Raw genomic sequence first — 15,975 nt, 5'->3', positions numbered from 1 at the left:
CCTTGGCGGCTGCGGCGATATGGGCCGCTTCCAGACCGCGGCGGCCCCGCCGACCGTCGCGATGCCCAAGCCGAAGCCGGCCGTCGCCCAGACCCCCGCCACCGAGAAGGAGCATGAGCGCATCCTGGCGAGCTATGGCGGCACCTATGACGACCCCAGGCTCGAATCGCTCGTCACCAAGACCGTCGACCGGCTGGTCGCTGCGTCCGACCGGCCCGACCAGGGTTACCGGGTCACGATCCTCAATTCCGGCGCGGTGAACGCCTTCGCGCTGCCGAACGGCCAGCTCTATGTCACGCGGGGCCTGCTTGCGCTGGCGAGCGATACGTCGGAATTGTCCTCCGTGCTCAGCCACGAGATGGCGCATGTGCTGTCCAAGCACGCGGCGATGCGCGAGGACCAGGCCCGCCAGGCCGCGATCGTCACCCGCGTCGTCACCGACATGAGCAACGATCCCGATCTCACCGCGCTCGCGCTCGCCAAGACCAAGCTGACGATGGCGAGCTTTTCGCGCAATCAGGAGTTCGAGGCCGACGGCGTCGGCGTCGGCATTTCCGCCAAGGCCCATTTCGACCCTTATGGTGCCGCACGCTTTCTCTCGGCGATGGAGCGCAATGCCGAACTGAAGGTCGGCAAGACCTCGCTCGATCCGCGCGCGCAGGATTTCACCTCGTCGCATCCGGCAACGCCCGAGCGCGTGCAGAACGCGCAGACCATCGCACGGCAATACGCAGCGCCAGAGGGCGGCGAGCGCGACCGCGAGACCTATCTCGCCGCGATCGACAATCTCGTCTACGGCGAAGACCCCAGCGAAGGTTTTGTCCGCGGCCGGCGCTTCCTGCATCCGAAGCTCGGCTTCACCTTCCAGGCGCCGGACAATTTTACGCTCGACAACACTGCGCAGGCCGTGATCGGCGTGCGCGACGGCGGCTCGCAGGCGATGCGGTTCGACGTCGTGCGGGTGCCGGCTGAACAGTCGCTCGGCGATTACCTGAATTCCGGCTGGATGGAAGGCGTCGAGAAGGCCTCCACCGAGGACATCACCATCAACGGTTTTCCGGCTGCGTCCGCCACCGCCAAGGGCGACCAGTGGCAGTTCAAGGTCTATGCGCTGCGGTTCGGCAGCGACGTCTACCGCTTCATCTTCGCGGCACGGCAGAAGTCCACCGAGAGCGAGCGCAATGCGCGCGAGACCGTCGGTTCATTCCGCCGCCTGACGCTCGACGAGATCCAGGCCGCGCGCCCGCTGCGCATCAAGGTCATCACCGTGCAGCCCGGCGACACCGTGGAATCCCTCTCCCACCGCATGGCTGGCGTCGATCACCCGGCCGAACGTTTTCGCGTCCTCAACGGGCTCGATCGCAACGCGCAGGTGAAGGTGCGCGATCGTGTGAAGGTCGTGGCGGATTGACGTACGCTAAACTGCCGTAGGGTGGGCAAAGCGAAGCGTGCCCACCATTCCCGATCAGGATTATTGAAAGATGGTGGGCACGGCGCTTACGCGCCTTTGCCCAGCCTACAAGCTCCGCCCGATCAGCGCCCCGCGTCCATATCGCCGGCCTCGCGCTGGCCGCTGAGCCAGAGCGCGAGCAAGGTCCAGAACGCGCCCGACAGCAGGTACGCACCCGAGGCGATGACGCCGAGGTTGGTCGCCAGCAACAGCGCGACCAGCGGTGCAAAGCCGGCGCCGAACAGCCAGGCCATGTCGGAGGTCAGCGCCGAAGCCGTGTAGCGATACGCCTGCTTGAAGTTCGAGGCGATCGCACCCGACGACTGGCCGAACGACAGACCGAGCAGGATGAAGCCGATCACCATGTAGATGGTCTCGCCGAACGCGCCGGCATCGAGCAGCTGCGGGGCAAAGCCGCTGTAGATCGCGATCGCGATCGCCGATCCCATCAGCAGCGACTTGCGGCCGACGCGGTCGGCGATGACGCCGGAGAGCACGATCGCGCCGACGCCGAACACGGCGGCGACGATCTCGATGATCAGGAAGCGCACCGGGCTTTCGCGGGTGAACAGGAACACCCAGGACAGCGGAAACACCGTGACCATATGGAACAGAGCGAAGCTTGCCAGCGGCGCAAACGCACCGAGCATGATGTTCTGGCCTTCGCGCGCCACCGTCTCGGAGATGCGCGAGGGCTGCAATTCGCGGGTCTCGAACAGCGAGGCATATTCTTCCGTCGTCACCATGCGCAGGCGCGCGAACAGCGCCACGACGTTGATGGCAAAGGCGACGAAGAACGGATAGCGCCAGCCCCAATCGAAGAAGTCGTCGGCCGAGAGATTTCCGGCGAAATAGGCGAACAGCCCGCTCGCCACGATCAGACCGAGCGGCGCACCAAGCTGCGGCACCATCGCGTACCAGCCGCGCTTTGAAGGCGGCGCGTTCAGCGCCAGCAGCGAGGCCATGCCGTCCCAGGCGCCGCCCCAGGCCAGACCCTGTGCGATGCGCGCCAGCGCCAGCAGCCAGATCGCGGCAACGCCGATCTCGTGATAGCCGGGCAGGAACGCGATCGCGACGGTGGCGGTGCCGAGCAGGAACAGCGCCGAGATCAGCTTGGCCGTCTTGCCGTATTCGCGGTCGACCGTCATGAAAATGACGGTGCCGATCGGCCGGGCCATGAAGGCCAGCGCGAAGATCATGAAGGAATAGAGGGTGCCGGTCAGTTCACTCGTGAACGGGAACACCAGGCGCGGGAACACGATCACCGAGGCGATCGCGAAGACGAAGAAGTCGAAGAATTCCGAGGTGCGGCCGATGATGACGCCGATAGCGATCTCGCCGGGACTGGCCTGGTCGTGGCCGTGCTCGCCCGAGTGGTCTGCCATTGCGGGGGTCTGTGCCATCGCCATTCGCGCGCCCTTAACGTCCTGAAAACCAAAGCCGACCGCCCGGCGAGGCGCCAGGCAATCTAGCCTTGTCTGGCGCAACATCCCGCAGTGCAACATTGGACAAATTGTCCAATGTCCGGATTGCTGCGCCGCAGCTACCCCTTGGCCCCGCAAAAGAAACTCATTCTCATAAGGCTCGGCCCTTGTCCCGTTTCAAGATTCTAGCGCTGCTACCCCTGGCGGTTGCGCTCAGCGGCTGCAACTACGTCGTGCTGGCGCCGGCCGGCGATATCGCAGCGCAGCAGCGCGACCTCGTCATCATCTCCACCGTCCTGATGCTCCTGATTGTCGTGCCCGTGATGGCGCTGACGGTGCTGTTCGCCTGGCGCTATCGCCAGTCTAACACCGACGCCCGCTACGAGCCGGAATGGGACCACTCGACCAGCCTCGAGCTGGTGATCTGGTCGGCGCCGCTCTTGATCATCGTTTGCCTGGGCGCGCTGACCTGGATGGGCACGCATCTGCTCGACCCCTATCGCGCGCTCGGCCGCATCCATGCCGACCGCGCCGTGGACCAGTCCAAGGCCCCGCTCGAGGTCGACGTCGTCGCGCTCGACTGGAAGTGGCTCTTTATCTATCCGGACTACGGCATCGCCACTGTCAACGATCTGGCAGCTCCGGTCGATCGTCCCATCAACTTCCGCATCACCGCGTCCTCGGTGATGAACTCGTTCTACATCCCCGCGCTGGCCGGCCAGATCTACGCGATGCCGGGCATGGAGACCAAGCTCCACGCCGTCGTGAACCACGCCGGCACCTACCGGGGCTTTTCCGCGAACTACAGCGGTGCCGGCTTTTCCGGCATGCACTTCAACTTCCAGGGTCTCGACGACAAGGGCTTTGACGCCTGGATCGCAAGCGCCAAGTCCGGCGGCGGCTCGCTCGGCCGCGCCGAATATCTCCAGCTCGAAAAACCCAGCCAGAACGAGCCGGTGCGGCGCTACGGCACCGTCGATTCCGATCTCTACCGCCTGATCCTCAACATGTGCGTCGAGACCGGCAAGATGTGCCAGAGCGAGATGATGGCAATCGACGCCAAGGGCGGCCTCGGCCATGAGGGCCTGAACAACACGCTGCCGCTGGCCTACGACAAGTACGCCCGCCGCGGCACGGCGCTTGGGCCGGAGCCGACCTTCGTCGCCGGCACCTGCACGCCCGATGCGCCGCAGGGCAGGACCACCGCCTCCATCACGGCGCCTCTCGACACCGCGCCGCTGCTCGGCGCCGGCCTGAAGCGGCCGAGTTTCACGCCGCTGAAGTCCTCGTCCTTCTTCCTCGGACAACGTCCGAAGTCAGATTCGTAAAGAGATCCCGCATGTCTCCTGATCTTCTCAAGCTCATCTTCGGCCGGCTCACCGTCGAATCGCTGCCGCTGCACGAGCCGATCGTCGTCGGCACCTTTGCCGTGGTGGCGACCGGCGGCCTCATCATGTTTGCCGGCCTGACCTATTTCCGCGTCTGGGGTTATCTCTGGAGCGAGTGGTTCACCAGCGTCGACCACAAGCGCATCGGCATCATGTACATGATCCTCGGCATCGTGATGCTGCTGCGCGGCTTCGCCGACGCGCTGATGATGCGGTTGCAGCAGGCCCTCGCCTTCGGCGGCTCGGAGGGCTATCTCAACTCCCATCACTACGACCAGGTCTTCACCGCCCACGGCGTGATCATGATCTTTTTCGTGGCGATGCCGCTGGTCACCGGCCTGATGAACTTCGTCGTGCCGCTCCAGATCGGTGCGCGCGACGTGTCGTTCCCGTTCCTGAATAATTTCAGCTTCTGGATGACGGTCGGCGGCGCGGTGCTGGTGATGGCCTCGCTGTTCATCGGCGAATTCGCCCGCACCGGGTGGCTCGCTTATCCGCCGCTGTCGAACATCGGCTACAGTCCGGATGTCGGCGTCGACTATTACATATGGGGACTACAGGTCGCGGGCGTCGGAACGACACTGTCCGGCATCAACCTGATCTGCACCATCGTCAAGCTGCGGTGCCCCGGCATGACCATGATGCGGATGCCGGTGTTCACCTGGACCGCGCTCTGCACCAACGTGCTGATCGTCGCTTCCTTTCCGGTTTTGACCGTCGTGCTCGCGCTGCTCTCTCTCGACCGCTACGTCGGCACCAACTTCTTCACGAACGATTTCGGCGGCAGCCCGATGATGTACGTGAACCTGATCTGGATCTGGGGTCATCCCGAGGTCTACATCCTGGTTCTCCCCGCCTTCGGCATCTTCTCGGAAGTGACCTCGACCTTCTCGGGCAAGCGGCTGTTCGGCTACACCTCGATGGTCTACGCCACGGTGGTCATCACCATCCTGTCGTACCTGGTCTGGCTGCACCACTTCTTCACGATGGGGTCGGGCGCCAGCGTCAACTCCTTCTTCGGCATCACCACGATGATCATCTCGATCCCGACGGGCGCGAAGATGTTCAACTGGCTGTTCACGATGTATCGCGGCCGCATCCGCTTCGAGCTGCCGATGATGTGGACGATCGCGTTCATGCTGACCTTCGTGCTCGGCGGCATGACCGGCGTGCTGCTCGCGGTGCCGCCGGCCGACTTCGTCCTGCACAACAGCCTGTTCCTGATCGCGCACTTCCACAACGTGATCATCGGCGGCGTCGTATTCGGCGCGTTCGCCGGTATCGGCTACTGGTTCCCGAAGGCGTTCGGCTTCAAGCTCGACCCGTTCTGGGGCAAGCTGTCGTTCTGGTTCTGGGTCACGGGTTTCTATCTCGCCTTCATGCCGCTCTATGTGCTTGGCCTGATGGGTGTGACCCGCCGCCTCCGCGTGTTCGACGATCCGAGCCTGCAGATCTGGTTCATCGTCGCCGGCATTGGCGCCTTCCTGGTCTTCCTTGGCATCCTCTCGATGCTGATGCAGTTCGCAGTCAGCTTCCTCAGGCGCGAGCAGCTCAAGGACGTCACCGGCGATCCCTGGGATGCGCGTACGCTGGAATGGGCGACCTCCTCGCCGCCGCCGGCCTACAACTTCGCCTTCACTCCTGTCGTTCACGACAATGACGCGTGGTGGGACATGAAGAGGCGCGGTTATCAGCGCCCGCTCACCGGGTTCAAGCCGATCCACATGCCCAGCAGCACCGGCACCGGCATCATCCTCGCCGGCCTTGCCACCGCGATGGGATTCGGCCTGATCTGGTACATCTGGTGGTTGGCCGCCGCGAGCTTCATCGCGATGCTCGCCGTCGGCATCGGTCACACCTTCAACTATCACCGCGATTTCGACATTCCGGCCGAGGACGTCATCCGGGCCGAGGACGCGCGCACCAAACTGCTCGCCGGAGCCAAGTAAATGACTGTCGCTGTCAATCCCACGCAAACCGGCGAGCCGGTGTTCTACCTCGCCGACGAACACCCGCATCCGGAAGGCTACAGCACCTCGCTCGGCTTCTGGATCTACCTGATGAGCGACTGTCTCATCTTCGCGATCCTGTTCGCCACCTTCGGCGTGCTCGGCGGCAACTACGCCGCCGGTCCGGCGCCGAAGGATTTGTTCGAGCTGCCGCTGGTCGCGGTGAACACCTCGATGCTGTTGCTATCGTCGATCACGTATGGTTTTGCGATGCTGACGATGCAGCAGAACAAGATCGCCCAGACCCAGATCTGGCTGGCGATCACCGGCCTGTTCGGCGCCGCGTTCATCGGCATCGAGCTGTCGGAGTTCGCCCACATGATCCATGAAGGCGCGACGCCGCAGCGCAGCGCCTTCCTGTCCGCCTTCTTCACCCTGGTGGGGACGCACGGCCTGCACGTCAGCTGCGGCCTGATCTGGCTGGTGACCCTGATGGTGCAGGTCTGGAAGTTCGGCCTGATCGAGGCCAACCGCCGCCGCCTGATGTGCCTGTCGATGTTCTGGCACTTCCTGGACGTGGTCTGGATCGGTGTCTTCACCTTCGTCTATCTCCTGGGAGTTCTGCGATGAACACCGATACTCACGTCGCCCACGCGGACGATCATCACCATGGTGACGGCCATGCCAACGCGCACGGCTCGTTCTCGACCTACATGCTCGGCTTCGTGCTCTCGGTCGTACTCACCGCGATCCCCTTCTGGCTGGTGATGAGCGGCGCGCTTCCGAGCAAGCAGATCACCGCGCTCGTGATCATGGCCTTCGCGGTCGTGCAGATCGTCGTGCACATGATCTACTTCCTGCACATGAACACGACGTCCGAGAACGGCTGGAGTATGATGGCGCTGATCTTCACCATCGTCATGGTGGTGATCGCCCTGTCCGGTTCGCTGTGGGTGATGAACCATCTCAACAGCAACATGATGCCGATCCACCAGATGAACGGGATGAAATGAACGAAATCCGGACCGAGACGAGCAAGGCAAACGGGGCGCGCCGCGACGCTGCGCACCCGTCCTTGTGGCTCACGGTCCTCTCGCTCGCGGCCATTGCACTTCTGATCGCGCTCGGCGTCTGGCAGATCGAACGCCGCGCCTGGAAGCTGGCGCTGATCGACCGCGTCGAGCAGCGCGTTCATGCCCCGGCCCAGCCGATCCCCTCGCCGGCGGCATGGCCGACCGTCTCCGCCGCAAACGACGAATACAGGCATGTCAGCGTCAGCGGCCGTTTCATGCATGACCGTGAGACGCTGGTTCAGGCCGTCACCGAGGAAGGCCCGGGCTATTGGGTGCTGACACCGCTTCGGCGTAGCGACGGCACGCTGGTCCTGGTCAACCGTGGCTTCGTGCCGTCCGACCGGCGCGACGCGTCGACGCGCCGGGACGGCAATCCGGACGGCCAGGTCGAGATCACCGGCCTCTTGCGCATCACGGAGCCAAAAGGCGGATTCCTCAGGACCAACGTGCCTGAGCATAATCGCTGGTACTCGCGGGATGTTGCCGCGATTGCGGCGGCACGCGGCCTCGACCATGTCGCGCCCTTCTTCGTCGATGCCGACGCTGGATCACAATCCGGCGGCGGCCCAATCGGCGGATTGACCGTGATCAGCTTTCCCAATAACCACCTGATCTACGCGCTGACGTGGTTTGCCCTGGCTTTCATGCTAGCCGGCAGACTTATCGTCACATTCGGCGGCGGGCTGTTCCGCCGCAGGAAGCCCTGGAGCGGCTTCCTCCACGAAGCGGCCGACGGCTCCGATGCCGACGCCCGCAGGACGGGATCAGATGCTGGAACGATCGTCGAGCCCACCTGACGACGGAAGAACGCATGTCGCCGTCACGCTGCAATCGCAGGCGGACGCGCGCAGCGAGCTGATCGGCGCTGCGCCGACCGACGACGAGACCAACCGCAAGAACATGGCGCTGCTGATCCAGCTGCGCTGGACCGCAGTGGTCGGGCAGATCGTGACTATCGGCGGCGTGCATGTCTGGCTCGGCATTCCCCTGCCTCTCACCCGCATGGGCGCGGTGATCGGCGCACTGATATTTCTCAACGTCTCCAGCCTGGTGTGGGTGCGCCATCGCGCCGCGATCACCAACAACGAGCTGCTGGTCGCCCTGATGCTGGACGTCGCTGCGCTGACCGCGCAGCTCTATCTCAGCGGCGGCGCCACCAATCCCTTCACCTCGCTGTTCCTGCTCCAGGTGACGCTGGGCGCGGTGCTGCTCGATGGCCGCTCGACCTGGTCGCTGGTCGCGCTGACCTGCGCGAGCTTCGTCTGGCTGACCGTCGCCTATCGGCCGCTCGATCTGCCGCCGAACCCGCTGAGCGAGACCTATACGCTCACGGTTGCCGGCATGCTGCTGGGCTTCGTGCTCAACGCCGTGCTGCTGGTGGTGTTCGTCACCCGCATCAACAGGAATTTGCGCGAGCGCGACGCGCATCTGGCGGCGCTGCGCCAGCATGCCGCCGAGCAGGATCATATCGTGCGCATGGGCCTGCTCGCCTCCGGCGCGGCTCACGAGCTCGGGACGCCGCTCGCCTCGCTCTCGGTCATCCTCGGCGATTGGCGCCGCATGCCCGACCTTGCCGCCGATCAGGAGCTGGCCGAGGACCTCGCGGAGATGGAGACCTCGCTGCAACGCTGCAAGTCGATCGTGACAGGCATTCTGGTGTCGGCGGGCGAAGCCCGCGGCGAAGGATCGTCGCCGACGACGGTGGCGGCTTTCGTCACGGCGCTGGTGGAAGAGTGGCGCGACGCGCGCTCGGCGCGCACGCTGTATTTCGTCAACACCTTCGGCGAAGACGTCGCGATCGCCTCAGACGTCGCGCTGAAACAGGTGATCTTCAACGTGCTCGACAACGCCTACGAGGTCTCGCGCGACTGGGTCGAGCTCGTTGCCGAGCGCGAGGGCGATAATCTCGTGCTGTCGATCAGCGATCGCGGCCCCGGCTTTGCGCCGGAGATGCTGGCACAGCTCGGAAAGCCCTATCAGTCGAGCAAGGGCCGCGCCGGCGGCGGGCTCGGCCTGTTCCTGGTGGTGAATGTGGTGCGCAAGCTTGGCGGCAGCGTGACTGCCGAGAACCACAGGAAGCGCGGCGCCACGGTCCGCCTCACGCTGCCGCTCGCCACGCTCGCGATCGGAGGCAGCTTTGACGCCTGACCGTTCGCTCATCGTCGTCGAGGACGATGCCGGCTTCGCCCGCACCCTGAAGCGTTCGTTCGAGCGCCGCGACTACGAGGTCGTGCTCGCCGCCTCGATCGAGGACGTGCGGAAAGTTCTGGAGGAGCGATCGTTCGGCTATGCCGTCGTCGACCTCAAGCTCGGCGGCGCCTCGGGGCTCGCCTGTGTCGAACTCTTGCACACGCACGATCCGGAGATGTTGATCGTGGTGCTGACGGGCTTCGCCAGCATTTCCACCGCGGTCGAGGCCATCAAGCTCGGCGCATGCCACTATCTCGCCAAGCCGTCGAACACCGACGACATCGAGGCCGCCTTCAACAAGGCCGCAGGCAATGCCGAGGTTGCGCTCGACGCCCGGCCGACATCGATCAAGACGCTGGAATGGGAACGCATCCACCAGACCCTGATCGAGACCGATTTCAACATCTCGGAAGCGGCAAGACGGCTCGGGATGCACCGGCGGACGCTGGCGCGGAAGCTCGAGAAGCGGCCGGTGAAGTGAGGTTGGTTAACTTTGTAGGGTGGGTTAGCGAAGCGTAACCCACCACTTCTTTGCGGCAGCATCGTGGGTTACGCCTTCGGCTAACCCACCCTACGGACCGAGCAAGATCATCCGGCGCCCCAAACAAAAAGCCCGGCCAAACGGCCGGGCTTTTGATCTGTTGCGATCGACGCGCGAGCCGCTTACGCGGCCTCGTCGGCGACCGTGGCTCCGCCCTCGGTCTCGTCGCTATCGCCCTCGGCGTCGGCTTCGCCTTCGGCGGCTTCGGACTTGGCGCCGGTGCGACGCGGGCTCTTGGCGAGCTGGGCCTCGATCTCCTTGACCGCTTCGGTCTCGGTCGAGTGCTGCACCACCGCGATCTCGCGGGAGAGACGGTCGAGCGCGGCTTCATAGAGCTGGCGTTCGCTGTAGGACTGCTCGGGCTGCGATTCGGAGCGATAGAGGTCGCGCACGACTTCCGCGATCGCGACGATGTCGCCCGAGTTGATCTTCGCTTCGTATTCCTGGGCGCGGCGCGACCACATGGTGCGCTTGACGCGGGCACGGCCCTTGAGGGTCTCGAGCGCACGCTTCACCAGCGCGGGCTCGGACAGCTTGCGCATGCCGACATTGGCGACCTTGGCGGTCGGCACGCGCAGCGTCATCTTGTCCTTGATGAAGTTGATGACGAACAGCTCGAGCTTCGCGCCGGCAATCTCCTGCTCCTCGATGGCCAGGATCTGGCCGACGCCGTGGGCGGGATAGACGACGAATTCGTTGGCCTTGAAGCCCTGACGCTGGGTCACGACCTTCTTTTCCTCGACCTTCGGCGCAACAGCCGCGGGCTTCACGGCCGGCTTGGCGGCAGCGACGGGAGCCTTGGCAGGAGCAGCCGCAACAGGAGCCTTTGGCGCGGCGGGCTTGGCAGCGGGAGCCTTGGCAGCGGGCGTCTTGGCAACAGTGGGCTTGGCGGCAGGCTTGGCGGCAACAGGCTTGGCAACGGTCGCTTTCGCGGCCGGCTTGGCAGTCTTGTTAGGCATTGCGCTTCTTTTGTTCTTCGAGGACTTTGCAGCCGGCGCCTTAGTCGCGGTCCGACCCTTGGATGCGCTACGGCTGGCCGCGGCGACTTTCTTGGCGTCCTTATGGGAAGCCTTCGCTGAAGTACTCTTTTTACGCGTTTTCTGTGACACAGCCTGCGCGCGGAAACTGCCACGCCCCTGTTCGACATTTGGTTTCACGGGAACCCAACGGGGCCGACGGGGCTAACCAGGGTTCGGCTCAATGTGCCCAATATAGCACATTTCCCGCAAAAATCAATGATTTAGGGGTCTTAAGGGCTGGTTTTCGGCGGTAACGCCGCTAATAGGGTTAAGTTTGACCCGAATTAGTCGCCGGAGCCGGGGTTCGCGGAGAAATACTTGTCGAACTTGCCCTCCATGCCGTCGAAATCCTTGGCGTCGGCAGGTGATTCTTTCTTCTGGGTGATGTTCGGCCAGCTCTTGGCGTAGTCGGCGTTGACCGTGAGCCACTTTTCCAGGCCCGGTTCCGTGTCCGGTTTGATGGCATCGGCGGGACATTCCGGCTCGCACACGCCGCAATCGATGCACTCGTCAGGATGGATGACGAGCATGTTCTCGCCCTCGTAGAAACAATCGACCGGGCAGACCTCGACGCAGTCGGTGTACTTGCACTTGATGCACGCTTCAGTGACGACGTAAGTCATCCAACGCTCCGAAAAGCTCTTTTAAAAGTCGCGGCTTGCGTAGCGCGGATGGCCCGGCGCCGCAAGCTCAGGAACGGCCGATCATGACGGCTTTATGCGCTTGATCGACCAAGAAATGAATTCAAAGCGCAATTAATTGCGCTGAGAATTCGGATGGCCTTCACCGAGCTCTTCGTAGAGCACACGGGCCGAGGCGGCATCGCCGCGGCGTTCGTTGAAGGCGGTGACTTTCAAGACGCGCACAGTGCGATCGAGCGCGATGGTGAGCACGTCGCCGATCTTGATCGCATGCCCCGGCGATTTCTCGCGTGCACCGTTGACGCGAACATGGCCGGACTCGACAAGCTCGGCAGCGGAGGTGCGCGCCTTCACCACCCGCGCGTGCCATAGCCATTTGTCGATGCGCTGCCGCTCGGTCGTGACTCTATTCCCTCTGACGCGTTTTCTTCACGCGAACCGCTCCGCACTTCGCTTGAAAACGCTACGCTACTCCTTACGCCCGGACAGCTGCTCCTTTAGCGCAGCGAGCTTTGCGAACGGCGAGTTCGGATCGACCGGGCGATCGCGCTCGCGCGGATTGGCGCTCGATGCATAGGGGCGCAGCGAGGGTCCGCCCTGGCGGTCGCGGCCCTTGTCGCGGTCGCGGCCACGGTTGTCGCGACCCTTGTCGCGATCACCGCCACCAAACTTGCCCTTGTTGCGATCCTTGTTGTCGCGGTCCTTGTTGCCGCCATTCTTGCCCTCGAAGCGGCGGTTCTTGTCGTCGCGTCCCTCGGGCCGCGGCGCAGCTTCGGCGCCACCTTCGCGCGGCTTGCGGAAGTCCCTGCCGCCATCGCGGCCGGAATCCCGGCGATGACCGCCGCCATGGCGATGACGCTCACCGCGTTTCTCGCCGTCGGCGGCAGGCTGGGCTTCGCCTTCGGCAGGCGCAGTGCCTGCTTCAGCAGCCGCCTGCGGACGCGGCTGGTGATGACGCTGGTTGCGATGGCGCTCGTGGCGCGGCTTGCGATCGTCGTGACGGCCGGCGGGACGCCAGACCTCGATGAGCTCGGGCTCGGCGGGCGTTGCCGCGGCTTCCACAGGCGCAGCCGCATCGGCCGACGCAGCGGCTTCGGTTGCAGCAGTCTCTGCAGACGCGGTCTCGGCAGGTGCGGTCTCGGCAGGTGCGGTTTCGGCGGCTTCAACGGGTGCCGCAGCCTCTTCCGCAGGCGGCGCGATGCCGGGAGCGTCTTCCGGCGTGACGGAGGCTTCGAGCGCCGGCTCGTCTTGCACGGGCTCGTCGTGCTGCTCCATGCCGGGCGCGTCTTCGACGGTCACAGGCTCGGCGGCGGCTTCGATCGCGGTTTCCGCAGGCACTGCGGCGTCCTCGACCGACGTTTCGGCTGCGGGCGTCTCTTCGCTGGAGGCTTCAGCAGCAGCCGCGTCAGCAACAGGGATCTCGGCAACAGCCGCGGCGGGTTTCGCCGGCAGCGGCGGGCGCTTGTCCATGCGATAGCCGAGCGCACGCAGCACGGAGGCAAAATCTTCGCCGGCCGAACCGGTGAGCGAGGTCATCGCCTGCGTCACCACGAAGCTGCGGCCGTCGAACGCACCGGCGGGCTTTTCGCCGGACGCGTTCTCGCGCCAGGCCAGCGCCGGACGGATCAGATCGGCCAGGCGCTCCAGGATGTCGACGCGGACGGCGCGCTCGCCGGCCTGCTTGTAGCCGAGCACGCGATAGGCGTCGCGCGGCAGCTGCTTGTCGACCGGGAACGAGGTGCGGCCGGAGCTCGCCAGATGCTGCGCGCCCGACAGCGCGGAGGGATCGACATTGTCCTGCTTCAGCGCCCAGAGCAGCGCGGCCAGAGCACGCCCGGCCGGCTTGAGCAGGCCGGGGAAATAGAGGTGATAGGCGCCGAAGCGGACGCCGTATTTGCGCAAGGTCGCGCGCGAGGGCTGGTCGAGGTCCTTCAGCTCGTTGGCGATCTTCGGGCGCTCCAGCACGCCGAGCGCCTCCACGAGCTGATAGGCGATGCCGCGGGCGATGCCGGTGACGTCCTCGGCCTTGCTGAGCTCGAACAGCGGCCCGAGCAGCTTTTCGATATGCGTCTTGAGCCAGAGCTCGAGCCGGGCCTGCACCTTGTCGCGGGGGGCGCCCGTGAGGCGTTCGTCGGAGATGATGCGGATGCGCGGATGCAGCGCGTCCTCTGCGGCAGACAGCCGCGCCACGGCATCGCCGGTCCAGCGGATGATGCCTTCCGAGGTCAGCACGAACTGCTCGTCCGGCGCATTGCCCAGTTTTTCGGCGCGCGCGTTGATCTCGCCGGCGAGCACGGCCTGCGCTGCAGCCTGCAACGCTTTCGCATCGGAGCCGGCTTCCGCCGCATCCGGTGCAAAGGTGAAGCCATCGAGGCGGCCGATGACATGGCCTTCGACGATGACTTCGCCGGTCTTGCCGATTTCAGTATTCAAGCTCGTGTTCTCCCGCAGGCGGCGCATCAATACACTGGTCCGGCGATCAACGAAACGCTCAGTCAAGCGTTCATGGAGCGCATCCGATAATTTATTTTCGACCTCGCGGGCGATCCCCTGCCACCGTTCGGGGTCTTTCAGCCAGTCGGGACGGTTGGCGACGAAGGTCCAGGTGCGAATCTGCGCGATCCGGGCCGACAGCGTGTCGATATCGCCGTCGACGCGGTCGGCCTGGTCGATCTGGGTCCTGAACCAGGCGTCGGGGATGCACCCCTTCCGCATCAGGAAGCCGTACAGCGTCGTCACCAGCTCGGCATGGGCGGCCGGCGACAGTTTTCGATAATCCGGGATTTGGCAGGCCTCCCACAGCCGTTCCACCGCATCCTTGCCATGCGCGACATCGCGCACCTCGGCGTCGCGGGCGGCGTGGTCGAGCACGCGCATGTCCTCGGCGATCGGCGCGCGGGTCAGCGCCTCATGGCCGGGGGCTAGGTTCAGCGAGACCTGGAGCGCGCCGAGGGAAGCGAAATCCAGCTTCGAATTGCGCCATTGCAAAACCTTCACGGGGTCGAAGGTGTGGTTCTGCAGCGCATTGACGAGCTCGGGCTCGAACGGTGCGCAGCGGCCGGTGGTGCCGAAGGTGCCGTTGCGGGTGGCGCGGCCGGCGCGGCCGGCGATCTGGCCGAATTCGGACGGCGTCAGGCGGCGGAACTGGTAGCCGTCGAACTTGCGGTCGGAGGCAAAGGCGACGTGGTCGACGTCGAGATTGAGGCCCATGCCGACGGCGTCGGTGGCGACGAGGTAATCGACCTCGCCGTTCTGGAACATCGCAACCTGCGCGTTTCGGGTGCGCGGCGACAGCGAGCCCAGCACCACGGCGGCACCGCCATGCTGGCGGCGGATCAGCTCGGCGATGGCGTAGACCTCGTCAGCCGAGAAGGCGACGATGGCGGTGCGGCGCGGCTGCCGCGTGATCTTGCGGTCGCCGGCGAATTCCAGCTGCGACAGACGCGGCCGCGTGATCATGGAGACGCCCGGCAGCAGCCGCTCGATAATGGGCCGCATCGTCGCTGCGCCGAGCAGCAGCGTCTCGTCGCGGCCACGCCGGTTGAGGATGCGATCGGTGAAGACGTGGCCGCGCTCCAGATCGGAGGCGATCTGCACCTCGTCGACGGCGAGGAACGAGACGTCGAGATCCCGCGGCATCGCCTCGACGGTCGAGACCCAATAGCGCGGCGCTTTCGGCTTGATCTTCTCCTCGCCGGTCACGAGCGCGACGGCGTCGGGGCCGACCCTTGCTGCGATCTTGTTGTAGACCTCGCGCGCCAGCAGGCGCAGCGGCAGCCCGATCATGCCGGAGGGATGCGCGAGCATCCGCTCGATGGCGAGATGGGTCTTGCCGGTGTTGGTGGGACCGAGCACCGCAGTGACGCCGGCGCCGGGAAGCCGCTCGGAAGCGAAGGGGGAGGAGGAAAAAGGCATCTGGGGGATTAGGTAATGGCGATTGGGGCGAATGTCAGTGCTGTTTTGGGGCGGTGGCGCGAAGGGCTCGCCTCACACACTGCTGTCCTCGCCCGGCTCGACCGGGCGATCCAGTATTCCAGAGGCGGCGCAGATCAAACCGAGAGGGCGCGGCGTACTGGATGCCCCGGTCAAGCCGGGGCATGACGGCGGAGAATGCGGCGCCCCTTCCCAAATCCCGCGCAACTGTCTCACTTTGCGACGCTTTTCCCGTTGGCTTTAAGCTTCGGAACGAGTTGAGAACGAATCGCGGCCGAATCGCTGACTCCCCCTTGAGTCCTGTTCCGTTCTCGCAAGATGTCGCGGGAGGCTTATTGGGTTCGCACTAGATGGAGTTTTGGCCCGC

General features: G+C 64.9%; 13 protein-coding genes. 8 read left to right on the top strand and 5 right to left on the bottom strand.

Annotation, left to right across the window (positions count from 1 at the left end):
- Window positions 1–19 precede the first annotated feature (19 nt).
- Window positions 20–1,411, top strand: coding sequence for a M48 family metalloprotease (locus ABIB80_RS05755; RefSeq protein ID WP_018452960.1), 1,392 nt, complete (start codon window positions 20–22; stop codon window positions 1,409–1,411).
- 122 nt (window positions 1,412–1,533) lie between these two features.
- On the opposite strand, the gene ABIB80_RS05750 is transcribed toward ABIB80_RS05755, so the two are convergent.
- Window positions 1,534–2,859 (bottom strand): MFS transporter, encoded by a 1,326-nt coding sequence (locus ABIB80_RS05750; RefSeq protein WP_007599274.1) that lies wholly within the window; start codon window positions 2,857–2,859, stop codon window positions 1,534–1,536.
- Window positions 2,860–3,041: 182 nt separating this feature from the next.
- Between ABIB80_RS05750 and cyoA the strand changes: the two genes are divergently transcribed.
- From cyoA to ABIB80_RS05715, 7 genes are read left to right on the top strand one after another with little or no spacing between them, the layout of a single operon-like run.
- The gene (gene cyoA, locus ABIB80_RS05745) at window positions 3,042–4,202 is read left to right on the top strand and encodes a ubiquinol oxidase subunit II (protein ID WP_007599273.1); all 1,161 of its coding nucleotides are present in this window, start codon (window positions 3,042–3,044) and stop codon (window positions 4,200–4,202) included.
- 11 nt (window positions 4,203–4,213) lie between these two features.
- Complete coding sequence (gene cyoB / locus ABIB80_RS05740) at window positions 4,214–6,211, top strand: cytochrome o ubiquinol oxidase subunit I (RefSeq protein ID WP_007599271.1); 1,998 nt, start codon at window positions 4,214–4,216, stop codon at window positions 6,209–6,211.
- On the top strand, window positions 6,212–6,841 hold the full coding sequence (gene cyoC, locus ABIB80_RS05735; protein ID WP_007599270.1) for a cytochrome o ubiquinol oxidase subunit III: 630 nt from the start codon (window positions 6,212–6,214) through the stop codon (window positions 6,839–6,841).
- Window positions 6,838–7,224 (top strand): cytochrome o ubiquinol oxidase subunit IV, encoded by a 387-nt coding sequence (gene cyoD, locus ABIB80_RS05730; RefSeq protein WP_007599269.1) that lies wholly within the window; start codon window positions 6,838–6,840, stop codon window positions 7,222–7,224. Before cyoC ends, cyoD begins: the two co-directional genes overlap by 4 nt.
- Entirely contained in the window at window positions 7,221–8,081 is an 861-nt protein-coding gene (locus ABIB80_RS05725) for an SURF1 family protein (RefSeq protein ID WP_354127134.1), read from the top strand. The genes cyoD and ABIB80_RS05725 overlap by 4 nt, the downstream gene beginning before the upstream one ends.
- Window positions 8,053–9,432, top strand: a complete 1,380-nt coding sequence (locus ABIB80_RS05720) for an ATP-binding protein (RefSeq protein WP_007599267.1) — start codon at window positions 8,053–8,055, stop codon at window positions 9,430–9,432. Before ABIB80_RS05725 ends, ABIB80_RS05720 begins: the two co-directional genes overlap by 29 nt.
- Window positions 9,422–9,955, top strand: a complete 534-nt coding sequence (locus tag ABIB80_RS05715) for a response regulator transcription factor (protein ID WP_007599266.1) — start codon at window positions 9,422–9,424, stop codon at window positions 9,953–9,955. Before ABIB80_RS05720 ends, ABIB80_RS05715 begins: the two co-directional genes overlap by 11 nt.
- Before the next feature lie 182 nt (window positions 9,956–10,137).
- On the opposite strand, the gene ABIB80_RS05710 is transcribed toward ABIB80_RS05715, so the two are convergent.
- The 4 genes from ABIB80_RS05710 to ABIB80_RS05695 form a co-directional block, all read right to left on the bottom strand.
- On the bottom strand, window positions 10,138–10,974 hold the full coding sequence (locus ABIB80_RS05710; RefSeq protein ID WP_354127133.1) for a CarD family transcriptional regulator: 837 nt from the start codon (window positions 10,972–10,974) through the stop codon (window positions 10,138–10,140).
- Between the two features lie 344 nt (window positions 10,975–11,318).
- Window positions 11,319–11,657 carry a ferredoxin FdxA gene (gene fdxA / locus ABIB80_RS05705; RefSeq protein WP_007599264.1) on the bottom strand — a complete coding sequence of 113 codons (339 nt, stop codon included), beginning with the start codon at window positions 11,655–11,657 and terminating at the stop codon, window positions 11,319–11,321.
- A 132-nt stretch (window positions 11,658–11,789) separates the two neighbouring features.
- Entirely contained in the window at window positions 11,790–12,059 is a 270-nt protein-coding gene (locus ABIB80_RS05700) for an RNA-binding S4 domain-containing protein (RefSeq protein WP_083869901.1), read from the bottom strand.
- Between the two features lie 84 nt (window positions 12,060–12,143).
- The gene (locus ABIB80_RS05695) at window positions 12,144–15,590 is read right to left on the bottom strand and encodes a helicase-related protein (RefSeq protein ID WP_007599262.1); all 3,447 of its coding nucleotides are present in this window, start codon (window positions 15,588–15,590) and stop codon (window positions 12,144–12,146) included.
- Window positions 15,591–15,975: the final 385 nt, after the last annotated feature.

It is taken from the genome of Bradyrhizobium sp. i1.15.2 (assembly GCF_040548425.1).
Taxonomy (GTDB): Bacteria; Pseudomonadota; Alphaproteobacteria; order Rhizobiales; family Xanthobacteraceae; genus Bradyrhizobium; species Bradyrhizobium canariense.
Note: the sequence above shows the minus strand (reverse complement) of the source record. Positions and strands in the feature narration are given on the sequence as shown.

Bases quoted from the DNA above. Each gene is read 5' to 3' on its own strand.
- ABIB80_RS05710 (WP_354127133.1), bottom strand. From the start codon at position 10,974: ATGCCTAACAAGACTGCCAAGCCGGCCGCGAAAGCGACCGTTGCCAAG.
- ABIB80_RS05755 (WP_018452960.1), top strand. From the start codon at position 20: ATGGGCCGCTTCCAGACCGCGGCGGCCCCGCCGACCGTCGCGATGCCC.
- cyoD (WP_007599269.1), top strand. From the start codon at position 6,838: ATGAACACCGATACTCACGTCGCCCACGCGGACGATCATCACCATGGT.
- ABIB80_RS05750 (WP_007599274.1), bottom strand. From the start codon at position 2,859: ATGGCGATGGCACAGACCCCCGCAATGGCAGACCACTCGGGCGAGCAC.
- ABIB80_RS05695 (WP_007599262.1), bottom strand. From the start codon at position 15,590: ATGCCTTTTTCCTCCTCCCCCTTCGCTTCCGAGCGGCTTCCCGGCGCC.
- fdxA (WP_007599264.1), bottom strand. From the start codon at position 11,657: ATGACTTACGTCGTCACTGAAGCGTGCATCAAGTGCAAGTACACCGAC.
- ABIB80_RS05720 (WP_007599267.1), top strand. From the start codon at position 8,053: ATGCTGGAACGATCGTCGAGCCCACCTGACGACGGAAGAACGCATGTC.
- ABIB80_RS05725 (WP_354127134.1), top strand. From the start codon at position 7,221: ATGAACGAAATCCGGACCGAGACGAGCAAGGCAAACGGGGCGCGCCGC.
- cyoC (WP_007599270.1), top strand. From the start codon at position 6,212: ATGACTGTCGCTGTCAATCCCACGCAAACCGGCGAGCCGGTGTTCTAC.
- cyoB (WP_007599271.1), top strand. From the start codon at position 4,214: ATGTCTCCTGATCTTCTCAAGCTCATCTTCGGCCGGCTCACCGTCGAA.